The sequence below is a fragment of the Amycolatopsis sp. NPDC059657 genome, from assembly GCF_042734395.1.
GTDB lineage: Bacteria > Actinomycetota > Actinomycetes > Mycobacteriales > Pseudonocardiaceae > Amycolatopsis.
In genome coordinates, this window is sequence record NZ_JBHWEB010000032.1 from 20690 (window position 1) to 44126 (window position 23437).

24 protein-coding genes are annotated in these 23437 nt (G+C 69.1%); 4 read left to right on the plus strand and 20 right to left on the minus strand.

Annotated elements, in window-relative coordinates:
- Positions 1-6: 6 nt before the first annotated feature.
- The 11 genes from ACFV15_RS19100 to ACFV15_RS19150 all read right to left on the minus strand — a co-directional run bounded on the left by ACFV15_RS19100 (position 7) and on the right by ACFV15_RS19150 (position 9041).
- Positions 7-246 (minus strand): phosphopantetheine-binding protein, encoded by a 240-nt coding sequence (locus ACFV15_RS19100; RefSeq protein WP_378351801.1) that lies wholly within the window; start codon positions 244-246, stop codon positions 7-9.
- Entirely contained in the window at positions 246-1439 is a 1194-nt protein-coding gene (locus ACFV15_RS19105; RefSeq protein WP_378351802.1) for a ketosynthase chain-length factor, read from the minus strand. Before ACFV15_RS19105 ends, ACFV15_RS19100 begins: the two co-directional genes overlap by 1 nt.
- Positions 1436-2686, minus strand: a complete 1251-nt coding sequence (locus ACFV15_RS19110; protein WP_378351803.1) for a beta-ketoacyl-[acyl-carrier-protein] synthase family protein — start codon at positions 2684-2686, stop codon at positions 1436-1438. Before ACFV15_RS19110 ends, ACFV15_RS19105 begins: the two co-directional genes overlap by 4 nt.
- On the minus strand, positions 2683-3009 hold the full coding sequence (locus tag ACFV15_RS19115; RefSeq protein WP_378351804.1) for a TcmI family type II polyketide cyclase: 327 nt from the start codon (positions 3007-3009) through the stop codon (positions 2683-2685). The genes ACFV15_RS19110 and ACFV15_RS19115 overlap by 4 nt, the downstream gene beginning before the upstream one ends.
- A 16-nt stretch (positions 3010-3025) precedes the next feature.
- Positions 3026-4420: an FAD-dependent monooxygenase gene (locus tag ACFV15_RS19120; protein ID WP_378351805.1), complete on the minus strand. Its 1395-nt coding sequence runs from the start codon at positions 4418-4420 to the stop codon at positions 3026-3028.
- A gap of 16 nt (positions 4421-4436) precedes the next feature.
- Positions 4437-5435, minus strand: coding sequence for a phytoene/squalene synthase family protein (locus ACFV15_RS19125; RefSeq protein ID WP_378351806.1), 999 nt, complete (start codon positions 5433-5435; stop codon positions 4437-4439).
- A 1-nt stretch (position 5436) separates the two neighbouring features.
- Positions 5437-6426 (minus strand): hypothetical protein, encoded by a 990-nt coding sequence (locus tag ACFV15_RS19130; protein ID WP_378351807.1) that lies wholly within the window; start codon positions 6424-6426, stop codon positions 5437-5439.
- Positions 6427-7224, minus strand: coding sequence for an SDR family oxidoreductase (locus tag ACFV15_RS19135; protein ID WP_378351808.1), 798 nt, complete (start codon positions 7222-7224; stop codon positions 6427-6429).
- Positions 7225-7237: 13 nt separating this feature from the next.
- Complete coding sequence (locus ACFV15_RS19140; RefSeq protein WP_378351809.1) at positions 7238-7585, minus strand: antibiotic biosynthesis monooxygenase family protein; 348 nt, start codon at positions 7583-7585, stop codon at positions 7238-7240.
- Positions 7586-7662: 77 nt separating this feature from the next.
- The gene (locus ACFV15_RS19145) at positions 7663-8316 is read right to left on the minus strand and encodes a response regulator transcription factor (RefSeq protein WP_378351810.1); all 654 of its coding nucleotides are present in this window, start codon (positions 8314-8316) and stop codon (positions 7663-7665) included.
- A 266-nt stretch (positions 8317-8582) separates the two neighbouring features.
- On the minus strand, positions 8583-9041 hold the full coding sequence (locus ACFV15_RS19150) for a nuclear transport factor 2 family protein (RefSeq protein ID WP_378351811.1): 459 nt from the start codon (positions 9039-9041) through the stop codon (positions 8583-8585).
- 855 nt (positions 9042-9896) lie between these two features.
- Here ACFV15_RS19150 and ACFV15_RS19155 point away from each other — a divergent pair.
- Positions 9897-11831, plus strand: coding sequence for a histidine kinase (locus tag ACFV15_RS19155; RefSeq protein WP_378351812.1), 1935 nt, complete (start codon positions 9897-9899; stop codon positions 11829-11831).
- Positions 11832-11833: 2 nt separating this feature from the next.
- On the opposite strand, the gene ACFV15_RS19160 is transcribed toward ACFV15_RS19155, so the two are convergent.
- Positions 11834-12409, minus strand: coding sequence for a TIGR03086 family metal-binding protein (locus ACFV15_RS19160; RefSeq protein WP_378351813.1), 576 nt, complete (start codon positions 12407-12409; stop codon positions 11834-11836).
- Positions 12410-12541: 132 nt separating this feature from the next.
- Between ACFV15_RS19160 and ACFV15_RS19165 the strand changes: the two genes are divergently transcribed.
- Complete coding sequence (locus tag ACFV15_RS19165; RefSeq protein ID WP_378351814.1) at positions 12542-13117, plus strand: HhH-GPD-type base excision DNA repair protein; 576 nt, start codon at positions 12542-12544, stop codon at positions 13115-13117.
- Between the two features lie 391 nt (positions 13118-13508).
- Here ACFV15_RS19165 and ACFV15_RS19170 read toward each other — a convergent pair whose 3' ends face one another.
- Positions 13509-14165 (minus strand): TetR/AcrR family transcriptional regulator C-terminal domain-containing protein, encoded by a 657-nt coding sequence (locus tag ACFV15_RS19170; protein ID WP_378351815.1) that lies wholly within the window; start codon positions 14163-14165, stop codon positions 13509-13511.
- A gap of 77 nt (positions 14166-14242) precedes the next feature.
- Between ACFV15_RS19170 and ACFV15_RS19175 the strand changes: the two genes are divergently transcribed.
- Positions 14243-15280: an NAD(P)-dependent alcohol dehydrogenase gene (locus ACFV15_RS19175; protein WP_378351816.1), complete on the plus strand. Its 1038-nt coding sequence runs from the start codon at positions 14243-14245 to the stop codon at positions 15278-15280.
- On the opposite strand, the gene ACFV15_RS19180 is transcribed toward ACFV15_RS19175, so the two are convergent.
- Complete coding sequence (locus ACFV15_RS19180; protein WP_378351817.1) at positions 15277-15594, minus strand: hypothetical protein; 318 nt, start codon at positions 15592-15594, stop codon at positions 15277-15279. The genes ACFV15_RS19175 and ACFV15_RS19180 overlap by 4 nt on opposite strands.
- A gap of 57 nt (positions 15595-15651) precedes the next feature.
- Positions 15652-16644: a transcriptional regulator gene (locus ACFV15_RS19185; protein ID WP_378351818.1), complete on the minus strand. Its 993-nt coding sequence runs from the start codon at positions 16642-16644 to the stop codon at positions 15652-15654.
- 153 nt (positions 16645-16797) lie between these two features.
- Here ACFV15_RS19185 and ACFV15_RS19190 point away from each other — a divergent pair, with 153 nt between their 5' ends.
- Positions 16798-17349, plus strand: a complete 552-nt coding sequence (locus ACFV15_RS19190; RefSeq protein ID WP_378351819.1) for a dihydrofolate reductase family protein — start codon at positions 16798-16800, stop codon at positions 17347-17349.
- On the opposite strand, the gene alc is transcribed toward ACFV15_RS19190, so the two are convergent.
- The 5 genes from alc to ACFV15_RS19215 are packed head-to-tail and all read right to left on the minus strand — an operon-like array spanning position 17337 to position 23431.
- Entirely contained in the window at positions 17337-18458 is a 1122-nt protein-coding gene (gene alc, locus ACFV15_RS19195) for an allantoicase (RefSeq protein ID WP_378351820.1), read from the minus strand. The two genes, ACFV15_RS19190 and alc, sit on opposite strands and share 13 nt — an antisense overlap.
- On the minus strand, positions 18455-19759 hold the full coding sequence (gene allB, locus ACFV15_RS19200; RefSeq protein WP_378351821.1) for an allantoinase AllB: 1305 nt from the start codon (positions 19757-19759) through the stop codon (positions 18455-18457). The genes alc and allB overlap by 4 nt, the downstream gene beginning before the upstream one ends.
- The gene (locus tag ACFV15_RS19205) at positions 19756-20859 is read right to left on the minus strand and encodes a glycerate kinase (RefSeq protein ID WP_378351822.1); all 1104 of its coding nucleotides are present in this window, start codon (positions 20857-20859) and stop codon (positions 19756-19758) included. Before ACFV15_RS19205 ends, allB begins: the two co-directional genes overlap by 4 nt.
- A complete protein-coding gene (gene gcl, locus ACFV15_RS19210) occupies positions 20856-22553 on the minus strand; it encodes a glyoxylate carboligase (protein WP_378351823.1) in 1698 nt (565 codons plus the stop codon). Before gcl ends, ACFV15_RS19205 begins: the two co-directional genes overlap by 4 nt.
- Positions 22550-23431 carry a 2-hydroxy-3-oxopropionate reductase gene (locus ACFV15_RS19215; protein WP_378351824.1) on the minus strand — a complete coding sequence of 294 codons (882 nt, stop codon included), beginning with the start codon at positions 23429-23431 and terminating at the stop codon, positions 22550-22552. Before ACFV15_RS19215 ends, gcl begins: the two co-directional genes overlap by 4 nt.
- Positions 23432-23437: the final 6 nt, after the last annotated feature.

Below are 23437 nucleotides of genomic sequence, written 5' to 3' on the forward strand. Positions count from 1 at the left end.
TCGCCCTCACGCCGCGTTGGCCAGCGCGAGCAGCTCGCGCGGGGTCTTGGCGGCGGTCGCGGCGTCGTCGTCGAGCGGGATCCGGTATTCGCGGGTGATCCGCGCGACGGTCTCCAGCAGCGCGAGCGAGTCGTAGCCCAGCTCGTTGAACTCGGTGTCGAGGATGTCCCCGTCCAGGTCGACGGCCTCGTCCGTGCCCGCGCCGTCGCGCAGGATGCGCTTCAGGCTGTCCAAAGTGAGTTCCATCAGTGTTCCTCCCAGTCGAGCCGCACCACGGCGGCCGAGTTGAATCCCCCATGCCCGCGCGCGAGCACGAGCGCGGTGCGCACCGGCGCCTCCCGCGCGGTGGTCACCAGATCGAGCCGGTAGCGCGGTGCGAGCTCGGTGTTGGTCGCCGGTGGGATGACACCGTCGCGCAGCGCCAGCAACGCGGTCGCGACATCGAGCGGCGCGCCACCGGCGTTGAGACGGCCGGTCATCGTCTTGGGCGCGGTGACCGGCACCCCGTACGGCCCGAAGACGGCGGTGATCGCCTCGGCTTCGACCGCGTCCAGCTCGGGTGTGGCGGCGGCGTCGGCGAAGACGACGTCGACCGCGTCCGCCTCGATCCGGGCGTCGAGCAGCGCGTTCACGATCGCGCGCCGCAGGCCTGGCTCGCGGCCCAGACCCGGTTTCGGGTCGAAGGTGGCCGCGTATCCGGCGAGCGCGCCGTAGCCGTGCGCCCCGCGCGCACGGGCGGCCGCGGCGTCTTCCAAGACCAGCATCGCGCCGCCCTCGCCGGCCACATGCCCGGCGGCGCGGACGTCGAACGGCAGGTACGCCGTGGATGGGTCATCGCCGACGCTCAGCCGAGCCTGTTGTGCGACCCAGCCCCAGGGGCAGATGGCGCCGTCGACGCCGCCGGTCAGCATCATCTCGCTGCCTTTGCGCAGCTGACGCCGCGCCTGAGCGATCGCGTCGAGACCGCCCGCCTGGTCGGCCACGATGACCCCGCCGGGCCCTTTCAGTCCATTGCGAATGGAGATCTGCCCGGTGTTGACCGCGTAGAACCAGGCGAACGACTGATACGCGCTGACGTATTCGCTGCCCTTGCTCCACAGGTTCTGCAGCTCCCGCTGCCCGAACTCGAACCCGCCACCCGAAGCGGCGGTGACCACGCCCATCTCGGGTGAGCCGGCGCCCGCGTCCGCGATCGCCCAGTCCGCCGCGACGAGCGCGAGCCTGGTCATGTGGTCGGTCTGCGGCAGCAGCCTGCTCGGCAGGTGATCGGCCGCTTCGAACCCCGGCACCTCCCCGGCCAGCCGCGCCGGGTAGCCCGAGGCGTCGAACCGCCGCACCGGGCCGATCCCGCCCTCGCCCGCGCAGGTCGCCTTCCAGTACTCCTCGGTGCCGAGCCCGTTCGGCGCGACGACACCGAGTCCGGTGAACACGGCCGTCATCGCACGCTCCCCAAGACCATCGCGCTCTGGAAACCGCCGAACCCGCTGCCGACGCTGAGCACGGTGTCCGTCCGCCACTCGCGCGCGGTGACCGGCACGTAGTCCAGGTCCAGTGCCGGGTCGGGGGTGGTCAGGTTCGCGGTCGGCGGCACGACGTCATGCCGCATGGCGAGCACGGACGCGGCGATCTCCAGCGACCCGATGGCGCCGAGCGAATGCCCGATCATCGACTTGATCGAGCTGATCGGCGTGCGGTAGGCGTGCTCGCCGAGCGCGCGCTTGAACGCGGCCGTCTCGTGCCGGTCGTTCTGCTGGGTGCCGGAGCCGTGCGCGTTGACGTAGTCGAGGTCCGAGGCGTCGAGCCGTGCCTCGGCGAGCGCGGCGGTGATCGCCTGAGCCATTTCGGCGCCGTCCGGGCGCAGGCCGGTCATGTGGAAGGCGTTGCCGCGCGAGGCGAATCCGGCGATCTCGGCGTAGATCTGGGCGTTGCGTTTCCGCGCGCGCTCCAGGTCTTCCAGCACGAACACCGCCGAGCCCTCGCCGAGCACGAATCCCGTGCGGGTCGCGTCGAACGGCCGCGACGCGTGCGCCGGGTCGTCGTTGCGCGGCGTGGTGGCCTTGATCGCGTCGAAGCAGGCGACGGTGATCGGGGAGATCGGCGCGTCGGTGGCGCCGGTGATCATCACGTCGGCCGAGCCGTCCCTGATCAGCTCACAGGCCTGGCCGACGGCGTCGAGCCCGGAGGTGCAGCCGGTGGAGACCACCGCGACCGGGCCTTCCGCGCCGCATTCCCACGCGACCTCGCGGGCGAACGAGCTCGGGACCAGGTAGTCGTACAGGTGCGGCACGGCGTATTCGTGGTCGACGAGGTACTTGCGCCCGTCGTCGCTGACCACGCGATACTCCTGCTCGAGGCCCATCGTCGCGCCAACGGCGGTGCCGATGGTGACACCGACGCGTGCCGGGTCGCCGAAGGCGATCCCACTGTCCGAAATGGACTCGCGGGTGGCGACGACGGCGAGCTGCGCCGCCCGGTCCATCCGCCGGATCTGCTGCGGGGTCAGGCCTTGCGCCTCGGGGTCGAAGTCGATCTCGGCGGCCACCCGCGAGCGGAACGGCGAGGCGTCGAAGGTGCTGATCAGCCGCGTCGCGGTGCGGCCATCGCTGAGCAGGCTCCAGAACTCCTTGGCGCCGACGCCGCCGGGCGCCACCACACCGACCCCGGTGATCGCGACCCGGCGGGTCACCGCTGCTCCCAGTCGTAGAAGCGGGTCGCCATCGCGTCCTTGGGCGAGCGCCAGGTCTTCGGGTCGTAGGCGTCGATGAACTCCTTGAGGTCGGCGCTGATCCGGACGAATTCCGGATGCGTCTTGGCCTGCTCGATCGCCTCGGCGCCCTTGTCCTCCTCGAAGTCCTGCAGGTGGAAGTACAGGCCGCGGTAGTGGAAGAGCTGGCGGCGGCGGGTGCCCATCAGCCAGGGCATCTCGCCCGCGTCGAAGGCGGTGAACAGGTCGGCGACCGATTCGGCCGAGCCCGTGTCCATTCGCGCCACGATCAGCGTGCTGTGCATGGTCTTCTCCTTGGGATCACTGGGGCCCGAACCATCGGTGCAGCGCCTCGGTGAGGCCGTCACCCGGCCCGGCCCACGCGACGTAGCCGTCCGGGCGGAGCAGGACGGCGTCAAGGCCCGGTTCCGTGGGCGTGGCTGCGACGACGTCCACCCGGCCTTCCCAGCCGGTCAGCTCGGCACCGATCAGCACGCCACGGCCTCCGGCGAGCAACTCGGCGACCGTGCGGCCGTCGCTGAGGGCCGCGTTGGGCATCCGGCTGCCGACGAGAGGGTGCTCGCTGTCGCCGTAGCGGATGTCGAAGCCGCTGACCATGCCGGCCAGGTGCCGTGCGACGTCGGGGATGGCGATGAGCTCGGCCATGACCGAACGCAGCGGGTCGACCTCCTCGCCGTTGAGGAAGAGCATGCCCTGGGCCAGCGTGTTGCGGAGCACGCGCGCGCCGACGGGGTGGCGTTCCGCGTGGTAGGTGTCGAGCAGGCCGTCCGGCGCGTGGCCGTTGACCGTCGCGGCGAGTTTCCAGCCGAGGTTCACCGCGTCCTGCACGCCGAGGCTCAGACCCTGGCCACCCGCGGGCAGGTGGATGTGCGCGGCGTCGCCCGCGAGCAGCACCCTGCCCCTGCGGTATTCGGTGACCTGCCTGGTCGCGTCGGTGAACGCGCTGACCCAGCGGACATCGGCGCCGTGCAGGCTCTCGCCGGTCAGCTTTTCCCACCAGTCGGCGACCTCGTCGAAACTCACCTGGCGGTCGGTGTGCGGGACACCGCGCGGGCAGACGATGATCCGGTCGACGCCGTCACCGAGCGGAGCGGACATGACCATGCCCTCGGGCACCCGCTCGCCGATGAACCGGGGCCGGATGTTCCGGCCCGCCACGTCGGCCAGGTACATCTCCCTGGTGGCCTCGGTGCCGGGGAAGTCGAACCCGGCGAGCCGCCGGACGGCGCTGCGGCCGCCGTCGCAGCCGACCAGGTAGGCCGCGCGCAGCTCCGAACGCCCGTCCGGGCCGTCGACCAGCGCGAACACCCGTTCGTCGGTGTCCTGCAGGCCGACCAGTTCATGGCCGCGGAGCACGGTCGCGCCGAGTTCGGTGACCCAGTCCTCGAGCACTCGCTCGATCCGGTGCTGCGGGATGCCGCGCGCGCCGAAATGCGCGCCTTCGAGCACGCCGTAGTCCATCGGGATCCCCCCGAAATGACCCTGCCTGCTGGTTTCCACCGTGCCGAAGCGTTCGAGCAGGCCACGCTGGGCGAACACCTCGGTGGCACGCGCGGTGAACCCGAGCCCGCGTGATTCGCCGGTGGGTGTGTTCCGCCGTTCCAGCACGACGACGTCCACCCCGGCCAGGCGCAGTTCACCGGCGAGCATCAGCCCGACGGGCCCGGCGCCGACGACGAGAACGGTCTTGTCCATGGCTATCCCTTCGACTTCAGCGGATCGGGTGCGGCACGCGGTCGCGCCCAGTGGTGCGGTTGATGTGGATCGCCCGCGCGATATCGCCGAAGGTCCGCTTCAGCACGCCCGCCTTGAAGGACGTGCCGGGCTTGAAACGGGGGCTGAGATGTTCGAAGTCGCTCTTCTCCATTTCTTCGAGGCGCATCTCGTTGGCCGCCAGCTCCCATTCGACGAAGGTCCGCGAGGTGCGATGCAGCTTGCCAGGCCAAGCCCGGCCCTGCTCCAAGTGTTGCCTGGCGAGCTTGGCCTCGAAGGCCATCAGCGCGCGCAGTGAAGCGCTGATCCGCCCGGTTTCCAGCTGGGCTTCCACGGTCTCGCGGTCCAGGTCGAACCTGGCGAGGTGGTCGAGAGGCAAATAGAGGCGGCCGACACCCAAGTCCTCGCGCAGGTCCCACATGAAGTCGATCAGCTGGAACGAGGTCGTCGCGTGGCGGCAGGCCTCGTCAGCGTCGCCGCCGATCGCGCCGAGCATCGGGTTGGCCCAGTAGGCGGGCATCAGCGTCACGGTGTCGATGAACGACTCGAGGTCCTCGGCGGTCTGGTACTCCGTGGTCAGCAGCGCGGTCCGCTGGGCTTCGAGCCAGGCGGGCACCTCGTCGAGCGGGAGTTCCCAGGTGCGCATGAGGTGCACGAAGGCCTGGGCGAGCGCCGAGTCGGACTCCTCGTCGCGGGAGGACGGCTTGCCGGGCAGCTCGTCCTTGAGCGCGGCCGAGAAGAGGGTTTCCCATTCGTCGAGGCGTTTCGCGCGGACCTCGACGCTGTGGTCGCGGACGTCGACGATGTCGTCGAGGTAGGTGATGAAGGCGAAGAACACCTCGAAGTAGGGGCGCTTCTCGACCGGGAACATGAAGCGGATCTGCGTGCCCGATCCCCTGGCCTTCGCCTGGGCTTTGAGCAGCTCGCTGCAGTGGAGATACGCCTTGCGCAGACCCGGCTCGGTGATTCCGGCCACTTCCAGTTCGCGTTCGTTCATTTCAGCTTCTTTCCAACCGGCGGAGCGCGTTCGCCGCGAACAGCGTGGTGAGTACGCGCGATCCGAAATAAACGGGGAATCTGCCGAGCTTGTAATAGGGCGCCGCGGGCCACGAGCCGTCGGCTTCCTGGCTCTCGATCAACAGTTTCTTGCGCTGCCGCTGACCTTCTTCGAGACCGATGTTGTCGGCCGCGATGGCACGCAACGCCACATCGAGCACCCACTCGTCGTCTTCTCGCTGCATGATCGCCTCGGCGAGCGGCTTTTCGAGCGTGTCCCGCAGATCGTCGAAGCGTTCCGCCAAGCGGGAGACAACCTGGAGAAACGCGTCGGGACTCGGGTAGTAGCGGCTTCCGTTCAGGTATGCGCCGGATTCGAGATGCCCGGTCACGTACTCTCGCGTCGCCTCGATCACGTCGGCGCCCGTTCGCATGCCACGGCGTTGCGCTTCTTTGAGCACGCACAACGCGTTGGCGGCGGCGACCGGGTCGAATTTGGCACCACGTCCGCCGTCCGGCCAGTACACCATCACCACGTTTTGCGCGGCCGCGGACAGCAGTTCCTCGGCGAACTCGATCAGTTCGGCGCCGGAGATCAGGCTGGTGTCGTGCAAGGCCTGCGCGGCCACCGCGGTGCAGTCGGTGTCGGCGGGGAAGACGGTGCCGTCGACGAACAGCCGGACCCGGCGCCCGGCCGTACCCCGCCCGATCAACCGTCCAAAGTGCTCGACGAGATCACGTTCTTCCCACGGCAGCAAGGGAAGCCCGAGTATCGCGGCGGACAGGTCGTCCGTCAGCTCGAAGCCGATGTCCGCGCCGAGCCGTCGTTCGATCACCGCCCGCGCTTCGGTCAGCGCGACGGTGTCCTCGAAGGACGGCTCGAACGCGATCCGCGAGAGCATCCCGTTCGGACTGTCCACAGCGGACTCGATGAACGCCAGCGCGTGGCCGGCCGCCTGCCGTGGCATGGTGGCGCTGTCGGGCGGGTTCACTCAGTCCTCTTCCGGGCTGCGCTGGCCGACCGGCGAGATCTGCTGCCCGACGACGTCCATGCCGGCGTCGATGGTGATGACCTGCCCGGTGGCGGCGGCGAACTTGAGGTCGGCGATCTGCGCGATGGCGTGGCCGAGGTCCGACGGCTCCATCTGCCTGCCGAACAGCGACCGCTCGGCCAGGTATTGCTGCAGTTCGGGCGTGTTCACCCTGGCGCTCGCCTCGGTGCGGACCGAGCCGGGCGCGACGGTGTTGACCGTAATGCCGAAGAGCCCGGCGTGCCCGGCGACATGCCTGCTGAACGTGTTGAGCGCGGCCTTCGCGGTGGATTGGGCGACACTGCCGGCGGCCGAGTCGGCGTCGATGCTGGACACGTAGACGATGCGGCCGGCGCGGCGCGTCCGCATGATCTTGAGTGCCTGCTGGGTCAGGAAGAACGCGGCGGTCAGCTCGCCGGTGACCTTGGCGGCGAAGGTGTCCCAGGTCAGCGTGTCGAGCTGCTCGAACGGCGGGTGCACGGTGTTGGCGTTGCACACCAGCACGTCGATACGGCCGTGCTCGGCCTTGACCTGCTCGACGAGCCGGATGACCTGCTCCTCGTCGCAGACGTCGGCCTGGATGTCCTGCGCCGAGCCGCCGTCGGTCTCGATCGCCTTGACGACCTCCTTGGCGGCGGCGCTGTTGCTCAGGTAGTTGACGATGACGTGGTAGCCGCGGGCGGCCAGTTCACGGGCGGCCGCGGCGCCGATCCCCCGGCTGGAACCGCTGACCAGCGCGACCATCTTCGCTTCGGGCATGTCGTCCTCCAAGTCAGAGCGTGTCGCCGGGCAGCACGTCGAGGTCGGTCGTGTAGACGATCGGGCGCGGGGTGACGTGCAGGTCGGGGTCGTCGAGCATGCGCTTGATCGAGGCACGCCATTCCGGGTTCACCCTGGCCGCGTCGAGCGCCTTGCCGGTTTCCCATTCCGCGACGTTGATGAACCGCGACTCGGCGTTGTCGGTGACAGCGCGGAACATGCGGGCCCTGATGAAGCCGTCCTGGACCGCCATGATCCTGGCGTTGTCCTTCCACCTTTCCAGGAAAAGTGCGGATTCTTCGGGCGGCACGGTGAAGACATTGATCAAGGTGACCGCTTGATCCACTTTGGATTCGGTCAAATCAACATTCAGAGTCATTTGATTCCCAGTCGGAATTATGGGCAGCACAAATACAGGTGTACTGCCGGATTCTTTGGTCAGCTGGCGGCTTGGGCTTCGCCGAGGAAGCCCAAGCGCAGGCCGACGCCGTGCACGGTCACGATGATCGACCGGCGGCGCAGCTTCTTGCGCAGGCTGTTGACGTGCGTGTCGATGGTCCGGTTCGACCGGGCCCACGCGTCGCCCCAGACGAGATACATGATCTCGCGCCGGGTGAACACCCGCGCCGGATCGGACGCGAGCAGCCTGAGCAGGTCGAACTCCTTGCGCGTCAGCACCACGAGCCCGCCGTCGAGCCACACCTCGCGCGAGCGCGAGTCGATCAGCAGCGGACCCCGCTCGATATTGGCCGCCGCCTCACCGCCCGCACGCAGCACCTCGTCGACCCGTGCCAGGAATTCGCTGTCCGGATACGGTTTGACCAGGCAGGAGTCGGCTTCCTCGCACAGCCCGAGCACCCGGTCCCGGTCCGCGTCGCGCCGGGTGGTGCCGATGATCGGCGCCCTGCTCTTCGCCCGTATCCGCCGCCACAGCTCGAAACCGTCCACAGTGGAAATGCCGAGCACCACCAGATCGGCCATCGGCGCCTTGACGACGGCGGACGGCGCGTCGGCGGCGGCGCAGACGTCGAAACCGCGGCCACGCAGCGCGTGAACGGTCCGTAGCGACTCGGCGGGGTCGCTCTCGGACACCAAAATTCGTACCATTCGTTCCCCCAGGAACAGTCAGGTAACTACCCCAGTGGCGGCAGATCACGCCGCGAAGGCACACACGCCGATCGGGTGCGCGGTCCCCACCGCGTCTCCGATCCGGCTTCATCCCCAGATGTGTGTGCCACGTCCGTGGCCACCAGATGACTTGAGCATAGGTCGGTTTCCGCGACCGCGCAAACGACCCGCTCGGAGCTTTTGTGAACGCAGCCTCGACCGGCGCCACAATTGTCAAATATTCTTTAAAATCAGTTCCCGCGGAACACTTCGGGCAGCTCGGCCGTTCCGCCGACCCACACCGGCACGAACTCCAGCCGCCGCATCCGCCATCCTTCGGCCAGCCGCACGACATCAGCGTCGTAGTACCCGCCCAGCGAGAAGTACGTCGTCGGATCGGCCGCCCGATGCACATGCGTGGCGGTCAGCTGCGCCCTGACCGAGGCCGTGTCCCCCTCGACGGCGATATCGATACCGCCCGCCACATGCAGCGTCCGCTCGAAGCGGCGCCTGCCTTCCGCGTGAAACTCCGCCAACCCGGCGAACCCGACGAATTCCCCCAGCGGGAACTTCACCCACGCGTCTTCGGTGAAAACCGTGTCGTACCAGTCATCGTGCCGGTAACGGTCCATATTGATCAAGTAGCGATCCGTGAGCTCCCGGATTGCCAGGCGATCGCCCACAGTCAGATCGTTTTCGAGCAGATCCATTTCTCAGCCTCTTCGATAGGGCTCAAGCCCCGATAGTCATTACCCCAGAAAATGACGTGAATCGAATAACCGCGGCCATCATGCTTTCCCCCACTGTCATTTCACTGTCACGCCCCAGACCAGCCCAAACCCTCCAAACCCGCCCCTTCGACACGAGTACGACAACCCCTTGACCCGCCACCCCTTCCGTCAAGATTTGACATTTGCCACCCCATTTCCATGCGCCCCCACACCCTTTTACCCGCCGCTAACCCCACCCTTTCACCACCACGCGTACCCAGAGAGTCGGCACCCGTACCCAAAGGGTCGCCACCCGTGCCTGGGGAGTCGGCACGCCCGCCGACTCCCCAGGCTCGCGTGCCGACTCCCCAGGCTCGCGTGCCGACCGTTCCGGTACGCGTGCCGACCGTTCGGGAACGCGATGTTCCACACGGACTGCCGGAATGCCCCCAGTCCCACGCTCGGATGCCGCGAGTCGGATGGTGGGGCGGGGTGCGTCGCGCGGGGCGTGGGGCGAGGCGGTGACGGGGTGGGGGAACGAGTCCGGGCGGGGTCGCTGTCGGCTGCGACCCCGCCCGGGTGTTGCGTCACCGAACCCAACTGCGATCAGGTCGGAGGCACTGTAGAAGAGCCCGGTACGCGGCCCCAGATACATTGAGCGTCGAAGACGGGGTCCGAAGTGGGGCAAGCGTGCTCCGCACGTTCCCTGAGCGGGCGCGTTGTGGACACTTGGGCCCGGTAGGCTCCGCGAGTTCAAGATCATTTCGGGGCTGCCGGTGGAAGGGGTGCTGACCCATCGAGCGCGACTCAGCCGGGAAGCGTGGTCCGGCGGGATGGCTGGTCTTCACGATCGGGGTGGCCGAGCTGCTCGGCGCGGCGGGGCTGTGGATCGCCAGCGGGCTCGGGTGGACGGTGGCCTTCGGGTCGTTCGTGGTGACCGACGGGGTGCTGGGACTGGCCTTCCTAGGCTGCGGGGTACTGCTGGCGACGCAGCGGCCGCGTAATCCGATCGGCTGGCTGATACTGGCCGGTGGGTTCGCGCACGCGACGACCGCGGTGGCCGTCTCGGCGCTCGCGTTCGGGGTGGGCGCCCAGTGGCCGGTTCCGTTGCTGCGTTCGCTGGACACCGTCGCGCACTGCTCGTGGCCGTGGGCGCTGGGCGTGTGCATCCCGTTGGCGCTGCTGCTCTTTCCCGACGGTGAGCTGTCTGGCCGGGCTTGGCGGAAGGTGACCGTCGCGACCGCGGCCTACGGGGTGCTGTTCGTCGCGTGGAGCGCGACCGACACCGGCACCTACCCGGTCAGCGCGGGCTCCGGCTACGCGGCCGTGCCCGCGTTCGCGCCGCTGCTGCCGCTGCGCGGCAAGATCGAACTGGTCAGCATCGTGCTGTTGCTGCTGCCCGGCCTGATCGCCATGGTGAAGCGGTACCAGCGCGGCGACGAGAAACTCCGGCGCCAGATGCTGTGGCTGATACTGGCGGTCGCCGGGTTCGTGCCGTGGAGCCTGTTCGGCGTGGCGGCGGACGCGGTGCAGCTGCTGGTGGTGCTGCAGCCGATCGCCATCACCGTCGCCATCCTGCGCTACCAGCTGCTCGACATCCGGCTCGTCATTTCGCGCGCGCTGCTGTACCTCGTGCTGTCGGCGGCGATCATCTGCGTGCACGCCGGCGCGGTCTTGCTGCTCGGGCTGTTGCTGCACCAGGAGTTCGGCTGGGGCAGCGCGGCCGTGGTGACGGTCGGCGTCGCGGTGGTGTTCAACCCGGCGAGGGTGTGGTTGCAGCAGATCATCGACCGCTGGGTCTATGGCATCCGTGACGATCCCGTCCGCGCGCTCAACCGGTTCGGCACCAAGCTCGGCACCGAGACCGACTCGCTCGAAGGCCTGCTCGCCACCATCCGCGACGCGCTTCGCCTGCCGTATGCCGCCTTCCTGCTCGACGGCAAGGAGGCCGCCACCTCCGGGCGCGCCTTCACCGCGATGGAGGTGGTGCCGCTGACCGGCTCCGGCGACACCGAGCTCGTGCTCGGCGTCCGGCCAGGGCAGCAGCAGCTCGACCCCGAAGACGCGCGGGTGCTCGAAGTGCTCGCCGTGCCGCTCGGGATCGCCTTCCGCGCGACCATGCTGTCGTCACAGCTGCAGGCCGCCCGTGAACGACTGGTCTCCGCACGCGAGGAGGAACGCAGGCGGCTGCGCAACGACCTGCACGACGGCCTCGGCCCGACGCTCGCCGCGGTCTCGCTCGGCCTGCCCATCGCCCGCAAGTGGATCACGCGGGACCCGAACGCGGCAGGCGAGCTGCTCGACGAACTCGGCGAGGAGCTCAAGGGCGCGATCGCCGAGGTGCGCCGGGTCGCTTCGAACCTGCGGCCCTCCGCGCTCGACGAACTCGACCTCATCGCGGCCATCCGCGAGCACACGGACATGCTCAGCAGCAGGCTCGACGCCGACGAGGTGCGGATCAGCTTCGACGCGCCGTCTCCGCTGGCGGACCTGCCCGCGGCCGTCGAGGTGGCGGCGTACCGGATCGTGTGCGAGGCGCTGGCCAACGTCATGCGGCACGCGCACGCCCGGCACTGCCAGGTCCGGATCACCCGCGACGACGACCTCGTGCTGACGGTCACCGACGACGGCATCGGCCTGCCAGACCGGCCCTGCTACGGGGTCGGCATCGACTCGATGCGCCAGCGTGCGACCGAACTCGGCGGCGACTGCACGGTCAAGCGCCTGCCCGGCGGCGGTACCCGCGTCCACGCCCGCCTGCCGCTGAAGATCCCGGCAGACGTGGCCTAGGGCTACACGGCGCACCACCCGGGATCGCGCCCGGACAGGCCGATGAGCCGGTCGACCTCGGAGGCGTCCTCGGCGACGGGCACCGCCGGGCCGAAGGCGTCGCCCACCTTCCGGTCGTCTGCCGACGGGGCGAGGAACTTGGCGCACACGGCCACCTCCGGCGCCGTGGGTTCATACGGCAGGTCCGCCGCGCGCGCGACATCCCAGCCGTGGATGACCAGCTCGTCGAGCGCGATGACGCCCGCGATCTCGCCGGGCAGGTCGAAGCTGCCCGCCTTGGTCATCCCCTGCCACGCGGACTCGACCCGCCACGCGGCGGCCAGCGCCGTGAGCCTGGCGTCGACACGCTCACGCCAGCCCTCGCCGAGCCGCGACGCGTCACCCGATGGGGGCGCCCCGTCCACGGGCAGCTTCTCCTTGGTGGCGGCGAAAGTGAAGGCCAGCGTCAACCCGTCGATGTGGTCGATCAGGTCGCCGAGCGTGTAGTCGGGGCACGGCGTCGGCAGGCCGAGCTGGTCGTCTTTGATACCGGCCAGCAGGTCCGCCATCCGGTGGGCCGCCGGCCCCAGGTCGATCATCGTCACTCCCTTGTCGATTCGGTCCGGCCATCGTGGCACGCCACACCGACAGTCCGGCGCGCTTCGCGCCGGACCCACCCGGATGGGAGGATGTCCCGGCAGACGCCCCCGCTCCGACCCGGGAAGACAGAGATGCCGAAGAAGCTCCGACTGACCGGCGACGCCGCAGCCGACAAGATCCTGTCCGAGGACCCGTTCGCACTGCTCGTCGGACTTCTGCTCGACCAGCAGTTCCCCATGGAGCACGCCTTCGCGGGCCCCAGGAAGATCGCGGACCGGATGGACGGCTTCAGCATCACCAAGATCGCCGAGGCCGACGTCGAAGAGTTCGTCGAGCTGTGCGTGACTCCTCCCGCGATCCACCGCTACGGCGGATCGATGGCCCGCCGGGTCCACGCGCTCGCCCATCACGTACTGGAGAACTACGGCGGCAAGACCGACAAGATCTGGAAGCAAGGCAAGCCGGACGGCAAGGAAGTGCTCCGCCGGGTGAAGGCACTGCCGGGCTACGGAGACCAGAAAGCCCGCATCCTGGTCGCACTGCTGGGCAAGCAACTCGGTGTCCAGCCGGAAGGGTGGCGCGAAGCGGCGGGCGCCTACGGTGAAGAAGGCTCCCGTCGCTCGATCGCCGACGTCACCAGCCCTGAGACTCTCGCCGAAGTCCGCGCCTTCAAGAAAGCGGCCAAAGCCGCCGCGAAACCAGCCTGAGTCCTCGTAGCGAGTGGAAGGTCGTGAGTGGTACGGCCGGTTAGAACCCAATACCGGGTAGTTATGGGGCGGGCAGGTTGGTCAAGCCCGCTGCTCGGCCGGTGCCGCAGGGGCGCTTGAACGTTGTGAACGGGGCGTTCGCAACGCTGAGCGACACATACGCCCCGTTCATTCCGTCCACCCCACCCCGCAAAGCAGGCAAATGCGACATTGCGGGGCGAAACTCGGCCGCTTGAGTCCTTTGTGGACGTTAGATGCGTGCGGCCGGAACACCGACGACGGCCCGACCGACTCGGGTCTCACGTGCTCACGTGCCGATTGACAACGCAGGCCAAGCCTCAACTACCCAGCATTGGGTTCTAACCGGTCCGAACACTCACGACCTCGTGGTCTAGCCCTGTCCTGTGTGGACACGCTCGAGTCCGTCGAGGATCAGGTCTAGCCCGAACTCGAACTCGTCGCCGTAGTTGTAGCCGGGTTTCAGCACGTGCTCGACGGTCAGTTCGGTCAGGTGCGGGTACTGCCCGGCGGCGAAGCGCGCCTGGATCGCCTGCGCGACCTGTGCCGTCTCCTCCTCGGTACGGAACGGCAAAGCGGCTTCCTGCAGGGCGAATCCGTTGATGTAGCTGTCCATCGCGGAGAACGCATGGGCGGCCAGTGCGATCGAGAAGCCCGCTCCGCGCAGCGTGCCGAGCACGGCGTCGTGGTGGGCGAGGGTGGCGGGGCCCGGCGCGCTGCGCGAGTCCATCAGCGCGGTCGCCCACGGATGGCGAGCGAGTGCGGCGCGCGCCGAGATCGCCCGGCCGCGCATAACGGCCTTCCAGCCGATTTCGCCCTCGGGCAGCTCGATCTCGGCGAAGACGGCGTCGACCATGCCGTCGAGCAGATCGACCTTGCTGGCGACGTGGTTGTACAGCGACATCGCCTCGACGCCGAGCTCGACGCCGAGTTTGCGCATGGTGAGCGACTCGATCCCGCTCGCGTCGGCGAGCGTGATCGCGGTGCGCAGCACCCGCTCACGGGTCAGCCGGGTGCGCGGTTCGGCCATCGGCACCTCCTCGTTGACAACCTTACAGCGTAAGCGTAGTACTTACACCATAAGCTTACAACGTAAGGGAGACTGTCATGGGAACCGAGCAGCGCATCCGCCCGGCCTCGAATCCGCAGGTCAAGACCATGGACGCGGTCGTCCAAGACGTCTACGGCGAAGCCGGTGACGTGCTGAGATTCGACCAGATCCCGGTGCCCAGCCCGGCCGGCGGCGAGGTCTTGGTGCGCGTGCACGCGGCGGGCGTCGACAGAGGCGCCTGGCATCTCATGGCGGGCCTCCCCTATCCGGTCCGCCTCGCCGGCTATGGCATCCGCAGACCCAAGACCGGTGTCCGCGGCCGGGAATTCGCCGGGCGGATCGAAGCGCTCGGCGAAGGCGTGACCGGCTTCGCGGTCGGTGACGCCGTCTACGGCATCGGCGAAGGCTGCTTCGCCGAATACGCGCGCGCCAGCGCGGCCAAGATCGCGCCCAAACCGAAGAACCTCACCTTCGAGCAAGCCGCGGCCGTGCCCATCTCCGGCATGACCGCGCTCCAGGGCCTCCGCGACAGCGGGCAGGTAAAGCGGGCGCAGCAGGTGCTGATCATCGGCGCGTCCGGCGGCGTCGGCACGTTCGCCGTGCAGATCGCGAAGGCGCTCGGCGCGGAGGTCACCGGCGTCTGCGGCACGGCGAAGACGGACCTGGTCCGCTCGATCGGCGCCGACCACGTCATCGACTACACCCGCGACGACATCACCGGCAGGCGCTACGACTTCGTACTCGACATCGGCGGCCACCGCTCGCTCACCCACCTCCGGCGCGCGCTCGGCCGGCGCGGGACGCTCGTCATCGTCGGCAGCGAAACCGGCGGCCGCTGGCTCGGCGGCTTCGACCGCTCGCTGCGCGCGCCGCTGCTGTCGATGTTCGTCGAGCAGAACCTCCGCGCGCTGATGAACTCGGAGAATTCCGCCGACCTGCACGCGCTCACCGAGCTCGTCGAGACGGGTGCCGTGGTGCCGGTGATCGACCGGACCTATCCGCTCCACGAGACCGCGGCGGCCATCCAGCGCATGCAGGACGGCCGGGTCAAGGGCAAGCTCGTCATCAGCGTGCGCTCGGAAAACACTGCCTAGGAAACCCGTCGCCAGCGGAACCTCGCGGCGGCCGCCGACGCGGCGATGACCAGCAGCCAGCCGGTCACGGCCGCGCCCAGCACCGCCACCATTCCCATGATCGCCAGGCTGCCAACGAAAACAGCCACCCCGATGACCACGCCGGGCGCTCTCGTCTTGACCCAGCGCCGAGCCTGCGGCGGCGCTTGCCAGACCACGACACCCGCCGCCAGCGCCGCCAAGGCCCACCCGGTCAGCGCACCACTCGGCGTGGCCATCACGCCGAGCAGCGCGAAAACGAGAGTGAGCACCGTGGCGAGCGCGCGTGCGAACACGGTGCACCTCCCGGCGAGGTCCGAAACAGGCCGGTCAGTCTAGTCCCGAGCCGCCTTTCAACAAACCTCTCGGCTGCCCAGCTCGGCACTGGGCGAGGACAGCAGCGCGCTCCCCAGCTCGGTCACCGAATGCAGCGCCGCCCCGCTGCGCCGCTCCGTCCCGATGACACCCGCCTCCCGCAACACCGTCGCGTGCTGGCTCGCGCCGGCCGCCGAGATGCTGAGCGCCTTCGCGAGATCGTTGGTGCTGATCAACGTCGCCGCCCCGATCGCGCACAGCACCGACGCCCTCGTCCGGCCGAGCAGGTTCTCCAGCGATCGCGTGACGATCGGCGCTTCCCAGCCGAACGACCGGCCGACCGGATAAGCCAGCACCGGCGGCAGGCTCGGGTCGAGCAGCGTCACCGGGGTGCGCCAGCAGAAGAACGACGGCACCAGCGTCAGGCCGCGCCCCTCGAGGTGCATCTCCTGCTCGACCGGGTAATCGACCTCGAGCACCGGTGAACGCCAGCGGATACCCGGGTTCAGCGTCGACAGCAGTCGCTCGACACCGCCGCCGAGCAGCGCGCGGCCACGGGCGGCCGCGTCCGAACCGATCGCGTTCTTGATCGACGCCCAATGCGGGGCGAGCGCGCCGTCGAAGTACCGCCGCATCGCGCCGCCGAGCTGACGCAACGCCGACGGGCGCGCCTCGGCGAGGTCGACGTTCCACGATGACAGCGGACGCGCCTGCGCCAGCAGGGCGGTCTCCTCGCGCAGGCGCTCCTTCGGGGTCTCGAGGACCGCGTCGATCCCGGAATCGATGTCGGTGAAACCGGCGCCGGGCGTCAGGAAGTCGGCCGAATAGCCGATCGGCGGGGCGAGTGTCGCCAGCATGCCCGAAGATCTGTCCAAACCCGCTCTCGTCGCCCGCTGCCAGTGGCTGAACAGCGGGTTCACCGCCCGATCCTGCAGCAGGTGCAGGCTCAGCATGGTCTCCCAGAGTGGGTCGGGCGCGTCCAGCACCCGGATCCGGGTCAGATCCTGCCCGGTGAAGTGGATCTTCAGCATCGGCCCCCCAGAGGTCGCTGTAACCACAGGGTGCCGCACGGTGATGCCAAGTCGCTGGCACGGCGCTGTCAAAATCAACAATGGGCTCGTCACACGACAGAATCCGCAGTTGGTTAAGGTCGTCACGACGTGATCCGGGGAGGAAGCAGCGCAGTGCGCAAGATCATCCTGCAGATGTCGGTGTCCATCGACGGGTTCTTCGAGGGCCCGCGCCGGGAGATCGACTGGCACCGCGTCGACGACGACCTGCACCGCCACTTCAACACCGAACTCGCCGCGATGGGCGCGTTCCTCGACGGCCGCCGCACCTACGAGCTGATGGCAGGCTACTGGCCCACCGCCGACCGGGACCCCTCGGCGACCGAGCCGATCGCCGAGTTCGCCCGGATCTGGCGGAAGATGCCCAAGATCGTCTTCTCACGCACGCTGCACCGCGCCGACTGGAACACCACCGTCGCCCGCGAGGTCGTCGTCGACGACATCATGGACCTCAAGTCGCGGGCGGGTGGCGACCTCGCGCTCGGCGGGGCCGAGCTCGCGGCGACCTTCCGCGAGCTCGACCTGATCGACGAATACCGGATCTACGTGCACCCGGTGGTGCTCGGCCAGGGGAAACCGCTGTTCAGCGGCCACCGCCTCGACTTGGACCTCGTCGAGACCCGGCCATTCGCCAACGGCGTGGTCCTGCTCCGCTACCAGAGGTGAGGTGCGACGGTCGCCGGGCGAGCGGTCGCTGCGGCCTTGGCTGCGGCGAGTGAGGCGCCGGAGGCCGTGAGCACCTCGATGGCCTGCGCTTCGGGGAGCAGGTTGAACCACCGCAACGCCAGCTCGTCACGGGCGGACTGGGTCGGCGAGCCGTAGAGCCGGAAGCGGCCGATGCCACCGTCGGGGTGGTTCTCCACCCGGACGTGCGTCACCGCGCGACCGGATGTGAGCCGGAACCGATGTGTGGTGTCCGCCTGCAGCTTCGTCTCCGGGAGCAGCGGGAACCAGGCGTCGTCGTGGTTGAGCGAAGCCGCCGTCGCGTCGATGCCGAACAAAGCGACCCGGTCCGGCGGGTTGCCGCGGTAATGCGTGGTCGCGAATTCCGCGACCGACGGCACCGCCTGGCAGGCCAGGCGCACGATCGCCCAATCATGGCCGTCGTCGCGGCGACGGGCGGTCTCCCAGCCGTCGGCCATGAAACGCGACTCCCCCGGCTGCAACATGTTCGCGGGCGGCGAGAAGAAACTGTCACTGCAACCGACCACGGTGCCGCCGCTCAGGGTCGCGACCAGGTCGAACGGGACGCCGTCGAGGTCACGCGGGTCAGGGACCACCTCGCCGTGCACCCGCAGCCGCGCGATGCCGCCGTCCGGGAGCAGGTGGACGCGCAGGTGGGTCACGCGCTGCTCACTGTCCACAGTGAACAGATTGTCCGTGCCACCGCTCAACGCCTGCGGCGGCACGAGTTCGAACCATTCGGCCGTTTCCAGCTCGGCCACGCTCGGGTAGCCCTCGACGCCGGTCGCCTCGATCCGCACCTTCTCCGGGTAGTTGCCCAGGAAGAACGCCGTGTCGACGTTCACCCCGCGCACCACGCCCGGCGCGCCGAGCCGCAGCAACGCCCAGTCGTTGCCCTCCGAGCGACCGAAGCGGCGGCGAGTCTCCCAGCCGTCGTACTCCTGGCCCTTCTCGGTGAACGTGTGCGGCCTGAACATCGGGGCCTCGGCCTTGATCAGGTTCTCCTTGGCCGCGAAATAGTCGTCGCTGGCCGCCATCACGGTGCCGCCGTGCGGACGGGACGCGAGGTCGGGCAGTGCGGTGAACTTCATGATTTCCTTTCTCTGGTCAGCAGTTCGCCACTCGGCTCACCGTCGATCTCACGCCCGCGCAGCCACACGCGCTCGACCACGCCACGCAGCCGCGCGCCCGCGTACGGGGTCACCGGGTGGCGATGGCGCAGCCCGCCGGGGTCCACGGTGAACTCCGCGTCCGGGTCGAAGACGACCAGGTCAGCGTCGGCCCCCACCGCGATCCGGCCCTTGTGCGCGAGCCCGGCGAGCTTCGCGGGCGCGGCGGCCATCCAACCGATGACGTCGGCGAGCCGGTGCCCCCGGCCTCGCGCGGCCGTCCACACCGCGGGCAAGCCGAGCTGGAGTGACGACACGCCACCCCAAGCCTCCCCGAAACCGCCACGCTTCAAGTCCGGTGTGGACGGTGAGTGGTCGGAAACGACGCAGTCGAGTATCCCGTCGGCCAGGCCTTGCCAAAGCCGATCACGGTTGACCGAACCACGGATCGGCGGACAGCACTTGAACTCCGTCGCGCCATCGGTGATCTGCTCGGCGGCCAACGTCAGATAATGCGGGCACGTCTCGGCGCTCACCCGCACGCCGACCGCGCGAGCGGCGGCGATCCGGCCGAGCGCGGTCGCCGACGACACGTGCAGGATGTGCACTCGCGTCCCGTCGGCACGGCTGAGCAGGCCGTCGATCGCGCGCTCCTCCGCCCGATCCGGCCGCGACGCCAGAAAGTCCGCATAGGACGGTCCGGACTCGCCAAGCTCGGCGGGATCTTCGGCGTGGACGATCAGCAGGCCGTCGAAAGCCCGGAGTTCGGCGAGCACCTTGTCGAGCTCGGCCCACGACAGGTGCGGGAATTCGTCCACACCGGACGGTGACAGGAAGCTCTTGAACCCGAACACCCCGGCGTCGTGCAACGGCTTCAAGTCGGCCAGGTTGCCCGGGATCGCACCACCCCAGAAGCCCACGTCCACCACGCACTGCCCCTGAGCGGCTTGGCGCTTCTCGGCGAGCGCGTCGACGGTGACCGTCGGCGGCAGGCTGTTCAACGGCATGTCGATGATCGTGGTTACCCCGCCGGCCGCCGCGGCCGCCGTCGCGGTCGCGAAGCCCTCCCATTCGGTGCGGCCGGGCTCGTTCACGTGCACATGGGAGTCGACCAGACCGGGCAGCAGCGCGAGGTCGCCGAAATCCTCGTCGCGGTCCGACTCCACCCGGACATCACGTCCGAACACCGCGGCGATCCGCCCATTTCGGACACACACCGCCGCCGGGCGTTCGCCGTCCGGGGTGAACACCCGATCCGAGCGCACCACCAAGTCGTAGGTCACCGTGCCTCCAGGAAATCGTGGGCCACCCGCGCCGCGCACCGCCGGAGCAGGTCACCGGCGTTGGCCATCGACCGGGTCGGATCCGGTTCCAGATCGGACAAGGGGTACACGGCCGCAATCCCCGCCTCCCGCAGCTGCGCGGCCGAGAGCAGCGAACGCCCCGCGACCGCCACCACCGGCACCCCCGCCGCCAGCGCGACCCCGGCGGGCGCCTTGCCACGTAACGTCTGTTCGTCGAGCGAGCCCTCGCCGGTGATCACCAGCCTGGCTCCGCGCACCGCGTCCGGGAACCCGAGAAGCTCCAGCAGCAGCGCGATACCCGGTCGCATCCGCGCGCCCAGCACCGCCATCGCCGCGAACCCGGCACCACCCGCGGCGCCGGCGCCTGGCCGCCCGGCGACCTGCGGATCGACCGCCATCGCCCACCGGGTGAGCCCGTCCTCGAGCACCTCGACGTCCTCGGCGGTCGCGCCCTTCTGCGGCCCGTACACCGCGGCCGCCCCGTGCGTGCCGAGCAACGTGTTGTCCACATCGCTCGCCAGCTCGAACTCCACTTCGGACAACCGGGCATCCAAACCGGACAGATCGAGCCGCGCGAGGCGCCGCAAGGCCGCGCCACCGGGCGCGAGCGGTTCGCCGTCGGCGTCGAACAGCCGCGCGCCCAACGCCGCCAGCAGGCCGGCGCCGCCGTCCGTGGACGCGCTGCCGCCGACACCGAGCACGACCCGCTTGCACCCGGCCCGCACCGCCGCCCCGATCAGCTCACCGGTGCCGAAAGTCGACGCCGTCAACGGCGCGAGCCCACCAGGAAGCCGATGCAGGCCGGACGCTTCGGCCAGTTCGACGACCGCCGTGCCGGCCCGCCGCGCGTAGGACGCGGTGAGCCGTTGCCCGGTCGGGCCCGCGACCAGCGTCCGGACCCGCCGGAACCCGGCCGCGACGGCGGCGTCGACCGTGCCCTCGCCCCCGTCCGCCACCGGCAGCACCCTCACCGGCACGCCCGGCGCGGCCTCGGCGAGCCCGTCGGCGACCGCCGCGGCCACCTCGACCGCGGTCAACGACCCCTTGAACTTGTCGGGGGCGACCAGCACATGACTCATGGGAGCGGCTCGAACTCCTTGACGGCGTTGATCGCGGGACCATGCGGGGTGTTCGCCTCACGCTCGATCATCACCTCGACCAGCACCGGCCGCGAAGTCGCCACAGCCTCCTTACGCGCCCACTCGATCGTCTCCCTGATATCGGCGGGATCCACCACGCGACGCCCGGCACAGCCGTACGCCTCCATGATCTTGACGTTGTCCGTGCCGTAGTCGTCGTAGTGGATGTCGACCTGGTAGTTCATGTCGTACGGGATCGACGCCTGGCGGATCAGCCCGAGATACTCGTTGTTGATCATGATCAGCACGAACGGCACGTGATACTGCGCCGCCACCGCCAGCTCCTCGACCAGGTACTGGAACCCGTAGTCGCCGACGATCCCGACCACCTCGGCATCCGGCCTGGCTTTTTTGACCCCGATCGCGGCCGGGATCTCCCACCCGAGCGGCCCGGCCTGCCCGCAGATCTGGTAGCGGCGCGGCTTGTACGCCTTCTGGTGCTGCCCGCCCCAGATCTGGTACAGCCCGATCGCGGTGACGAAGTACGTGTCCTCGTCGAAGATCTCGTTGATCTCCTTGTACACACGCGGCGCCTTGATCGGCGTGGTGTCGAAGTCCTCCCTGCGGCCGAGTGTCGCTTTCAGTTCGGCGATCCTGGCGACCCACTCCCCGGCGTCTCGACCGGCCTGGCGTGACTTGGCCGTCTTCAGCAGCGCCTGAAGGAACAGCTTCGCGTCCGAGACGATGCCCAGATCCGGCGGGAACACCTTGCCGAGCTGCGTCGGCTCGATGTCCACGTGGATGAACTTCCGCTCACCGCGGTAGACGTCGAGCGCACCCGTGTGCCGGTCACCGAACCGCGCGCCGACCGCGAGCACGGTGTCGGACTCCAAAAAGGACGCGTTGCCGTACCGCTGCGAGGTCTGCACGCCGGTGATTCCGGCGAACAACGGGCTGTCCTCGTCGATCGCGCCCTTGCCCATCAGCGTCACCTGGACCGGGATGTTCAGGTACTCCGCCAGCTCACGCAGCTCGTCGGCCGCCTCGGCGATGATCACGCCACCACCGGCCAGCAGCAACGGCTTTTCCGCCGCCAGTAACAGATCCAGTGCCCGCTCGACCCGCGGCTGATGCGGGTGCACGACCTCGATCGGCAGCGGCGCGTCGATCGACGCGTCGTACTCGATGAGCTGCTGCGCGATGTCGACCGGGATGTCGATCAGGACCGGGCCCGGCCGCCCCGACTGGGCGATCCGGAATGCCTCGCGGAAGATCCACGGCGCGGTCGCCGCCTCCTTGATCTGCACCGCCCACTTGGTCACCGGCTTCGCGATGTCCACAATGTCCACCGCCTGGAACGCCTCGGTGTGCAGCTTCGACGAGGCCGCCTGCCCGGTGATGCAGATGATCGGGATCGAGTCGGCCATCGCCGTGTACAGGCCGGTGATCATGTTCGTGCCCGCCGGGCCCGAGGTGCCGATGGCGACCCCGACCTTGCCGTTGGTGCGCGCCCAGCCGTCGGCCATGTGCGTCGCGCCCTCTTCGTGGCGGACGGTCAGGTGCTCGATGCCGCCGCGCACCTCCATCGCCTTGTACAGCGGGAGAATCGCGGCGCCGGGGCAGCCGAACGCGGTGTCGACGCCCTCCGACTTGAGCACTTCGACGACCGCTTCCATCGCCGGCATCCTGGTCATGATCGGTTCTCCCCTCGTCCGGACTGCTTCTCCAGCACGGCGAGCAGCGCCGAGTGGTCCAGGTCGCCCATGCCCTGTGCCCTGGCGGCCTGGATGTACGCCGCGACCTGGTTGCCGAACGGCAGCGAGACCTCGGCCTGGCGGGCGGCGTCGAGCACGATGCCCATGTCCTTGTGGTGCAGATCGATACGGAAGCCCGGCTTGAAGTTCCTGGCCAGCATCGATTCCCGCTTGAGCTCCAAGATCCGGCTCGCGGCGAGTCCGCCGGCGAGCACGTCGAGCCCGGCCTTGGCGTCCACTCCGGACGCTTCCATCAGCAGGATCGCTTCCGCCACAAGGGCATACGTGCCGCCGACCACGAGCTGATTGGCCGCCTTGACGAACTGCCCCGCACCACTCGGCCCGACGAGCGCGGCGACCTTGCCGACCGCGTCGAAGACCGGCTTGGCGGCATCGAAATCGGCCTGCTCACCACCGACCATAATGGACAGTACGGCGTTGATCGCGCCCGCTTCGCCGCCCGAGACGGGCGCGTCGAGCACGCGGACGTTCTTCTCGGCGGCTTTCTTGGCCACCTGCTGCGAGGTCTGCGGCTTGACGGTGCTGAAGTCGATGAGCAGGGTGCCCGGCTTGATCGTCTCGAAGATCGTCGCGGTGACGGCTTCGACGTGCGGATCGGCGGGCAGCATGGTGATCACCAGGTCGGCGCCGTCGATCGCTTCGGCGATGGAGCCTGCGGTCTTGCCGCCCGCGGCGGCGAACTTGGCCACGGAGTCGGCGTTGAGGTCGAATCCGGTGACTTCGAAGCCTGCTGTGACGAGGTTGCTGGCCATCGGCAAGCCCATGATGCCGAGGCCGATGAATCCGGCGGTGCGCATTGTTCT

Excerpts from the sequence above, each read along its gene's own strand:
- ACFV15_RS19105 (WP_378351802.1), bottom strand. The coding sequence starts at position 1,439 with ATGACGGCCGTGTTCACCGGACTCGGTGTCGTCGCGCCGAACGGGCTC.
- ACFV15_RS19135 (WP_378351808.1), bottom strand. The coding sequence starts at position 7,224 with ATGCCCGAAGCGAAGATGGTCGCGCTGGTCAGCGGTTCCAGCCGGGGG.
- ACFV15_RS19205 (WP_378351822.1), bottom strand. The coding sequence starts at position 20,859 with ATGAGTCATGTGCTGGTCGCCCCCGACAAGTTCAAGGGGTCGTTGACC.
- ACFV15_RS19175 (WP_378351816.1), top strand. The coding sequence starts at position 14,243 with ATGGGAACCGAGCAGCGCATCCGCCCGGCCTCGAATCCGCAGGTCAAG.
- ACFV15_RS19185 (WP_378351818.1), bottom strand. The coding sequence starts at position 16,644 with ATGCTGAAGATCCACTTCACCGGGCAGGATCTGACCCGGATCCGGGTG.
- ACFV15_RS19150 (WP_378351811.1), bottom strand. The coding sequence starts at position 9,041 with ATGGATCTGCTCGAAAACGATCTGACTGTGGGCGATCGCCTGGCAATC.
- ACFV15_RS19160 (WP_378351813.1), bottom strand. The coding sequence starts at position 12,409 with ATGATCGACCTGGGGCCGGCGGCCCACCGGATGGCGGACCTGCTGGCC.
- ACFV15_RS19115 (WP_378351804.1), bottom strand. The coding sequence starts at position 3,009 with ATGCACAGCACGCTGATCGTGGCGCGAATGGACACGGGCTCGGCCGAA.
- gcl (WP_378351823.1), bottom strand. The coding sequence starts at position 22,553 with ATGACCAGGATGCCGGCGATGGAAGCGGTCGTCGAAGTGCTCAAGTCG.
- ACFV15_RS19165 (WP_378351814.1), top strand. The coding sequence starts at position 12,542 with ATGCCGAAGAAGCTCCGACTGACCGGCGACGCCGCAGCCGACAAGATC.
- ACFV15_RS19170 (WP_378351815.1), bottom strand. The coding sequence starts at position 14,165 with ATGGCCGAACCGCGCACCCGGCTGACCCGTGAGCGGGTGCTGCGCACC.
- ACFV15_RS19120 (WP_378351805.1), bottom strand. The coding sequence starts at position 4,420 with ATGGACAAGACCGTTCTCGTCGTCGGCGCCGGGCCCGTCGGGCTGATG.
- ACFV15_RS19125 (WP_378351806.1), bottom strand. The coding sequence starts at position 5,435 with ATGAACGAACGCGAACTGGAAGTGGCCGGAATCACCGAGCCGGGTCTG.
- alc (WP_378351820.1), bottom strand. The coding sequence starts at position 18,458 with ATGAAGTTCACCGCACTGCCCGACCTCGCGTCCCGTCCGCACGGCGGC.
- ACFV15_RS19215 (WP_378351824.1), bottom strand. The coding sequence starts at position 23,431 with ATGCGCACCGCCGGATTCATCGGCCTCGGCATCATGGGCTTGCCGATG.
- ACFV15_RS19100 (WP_378351801.1), bottom strand. The coding sequence starts at position 246 with ATGGAACTCACTTTGGACAGCCTGAAGCGCATCCTGCGCGACGGCGCG.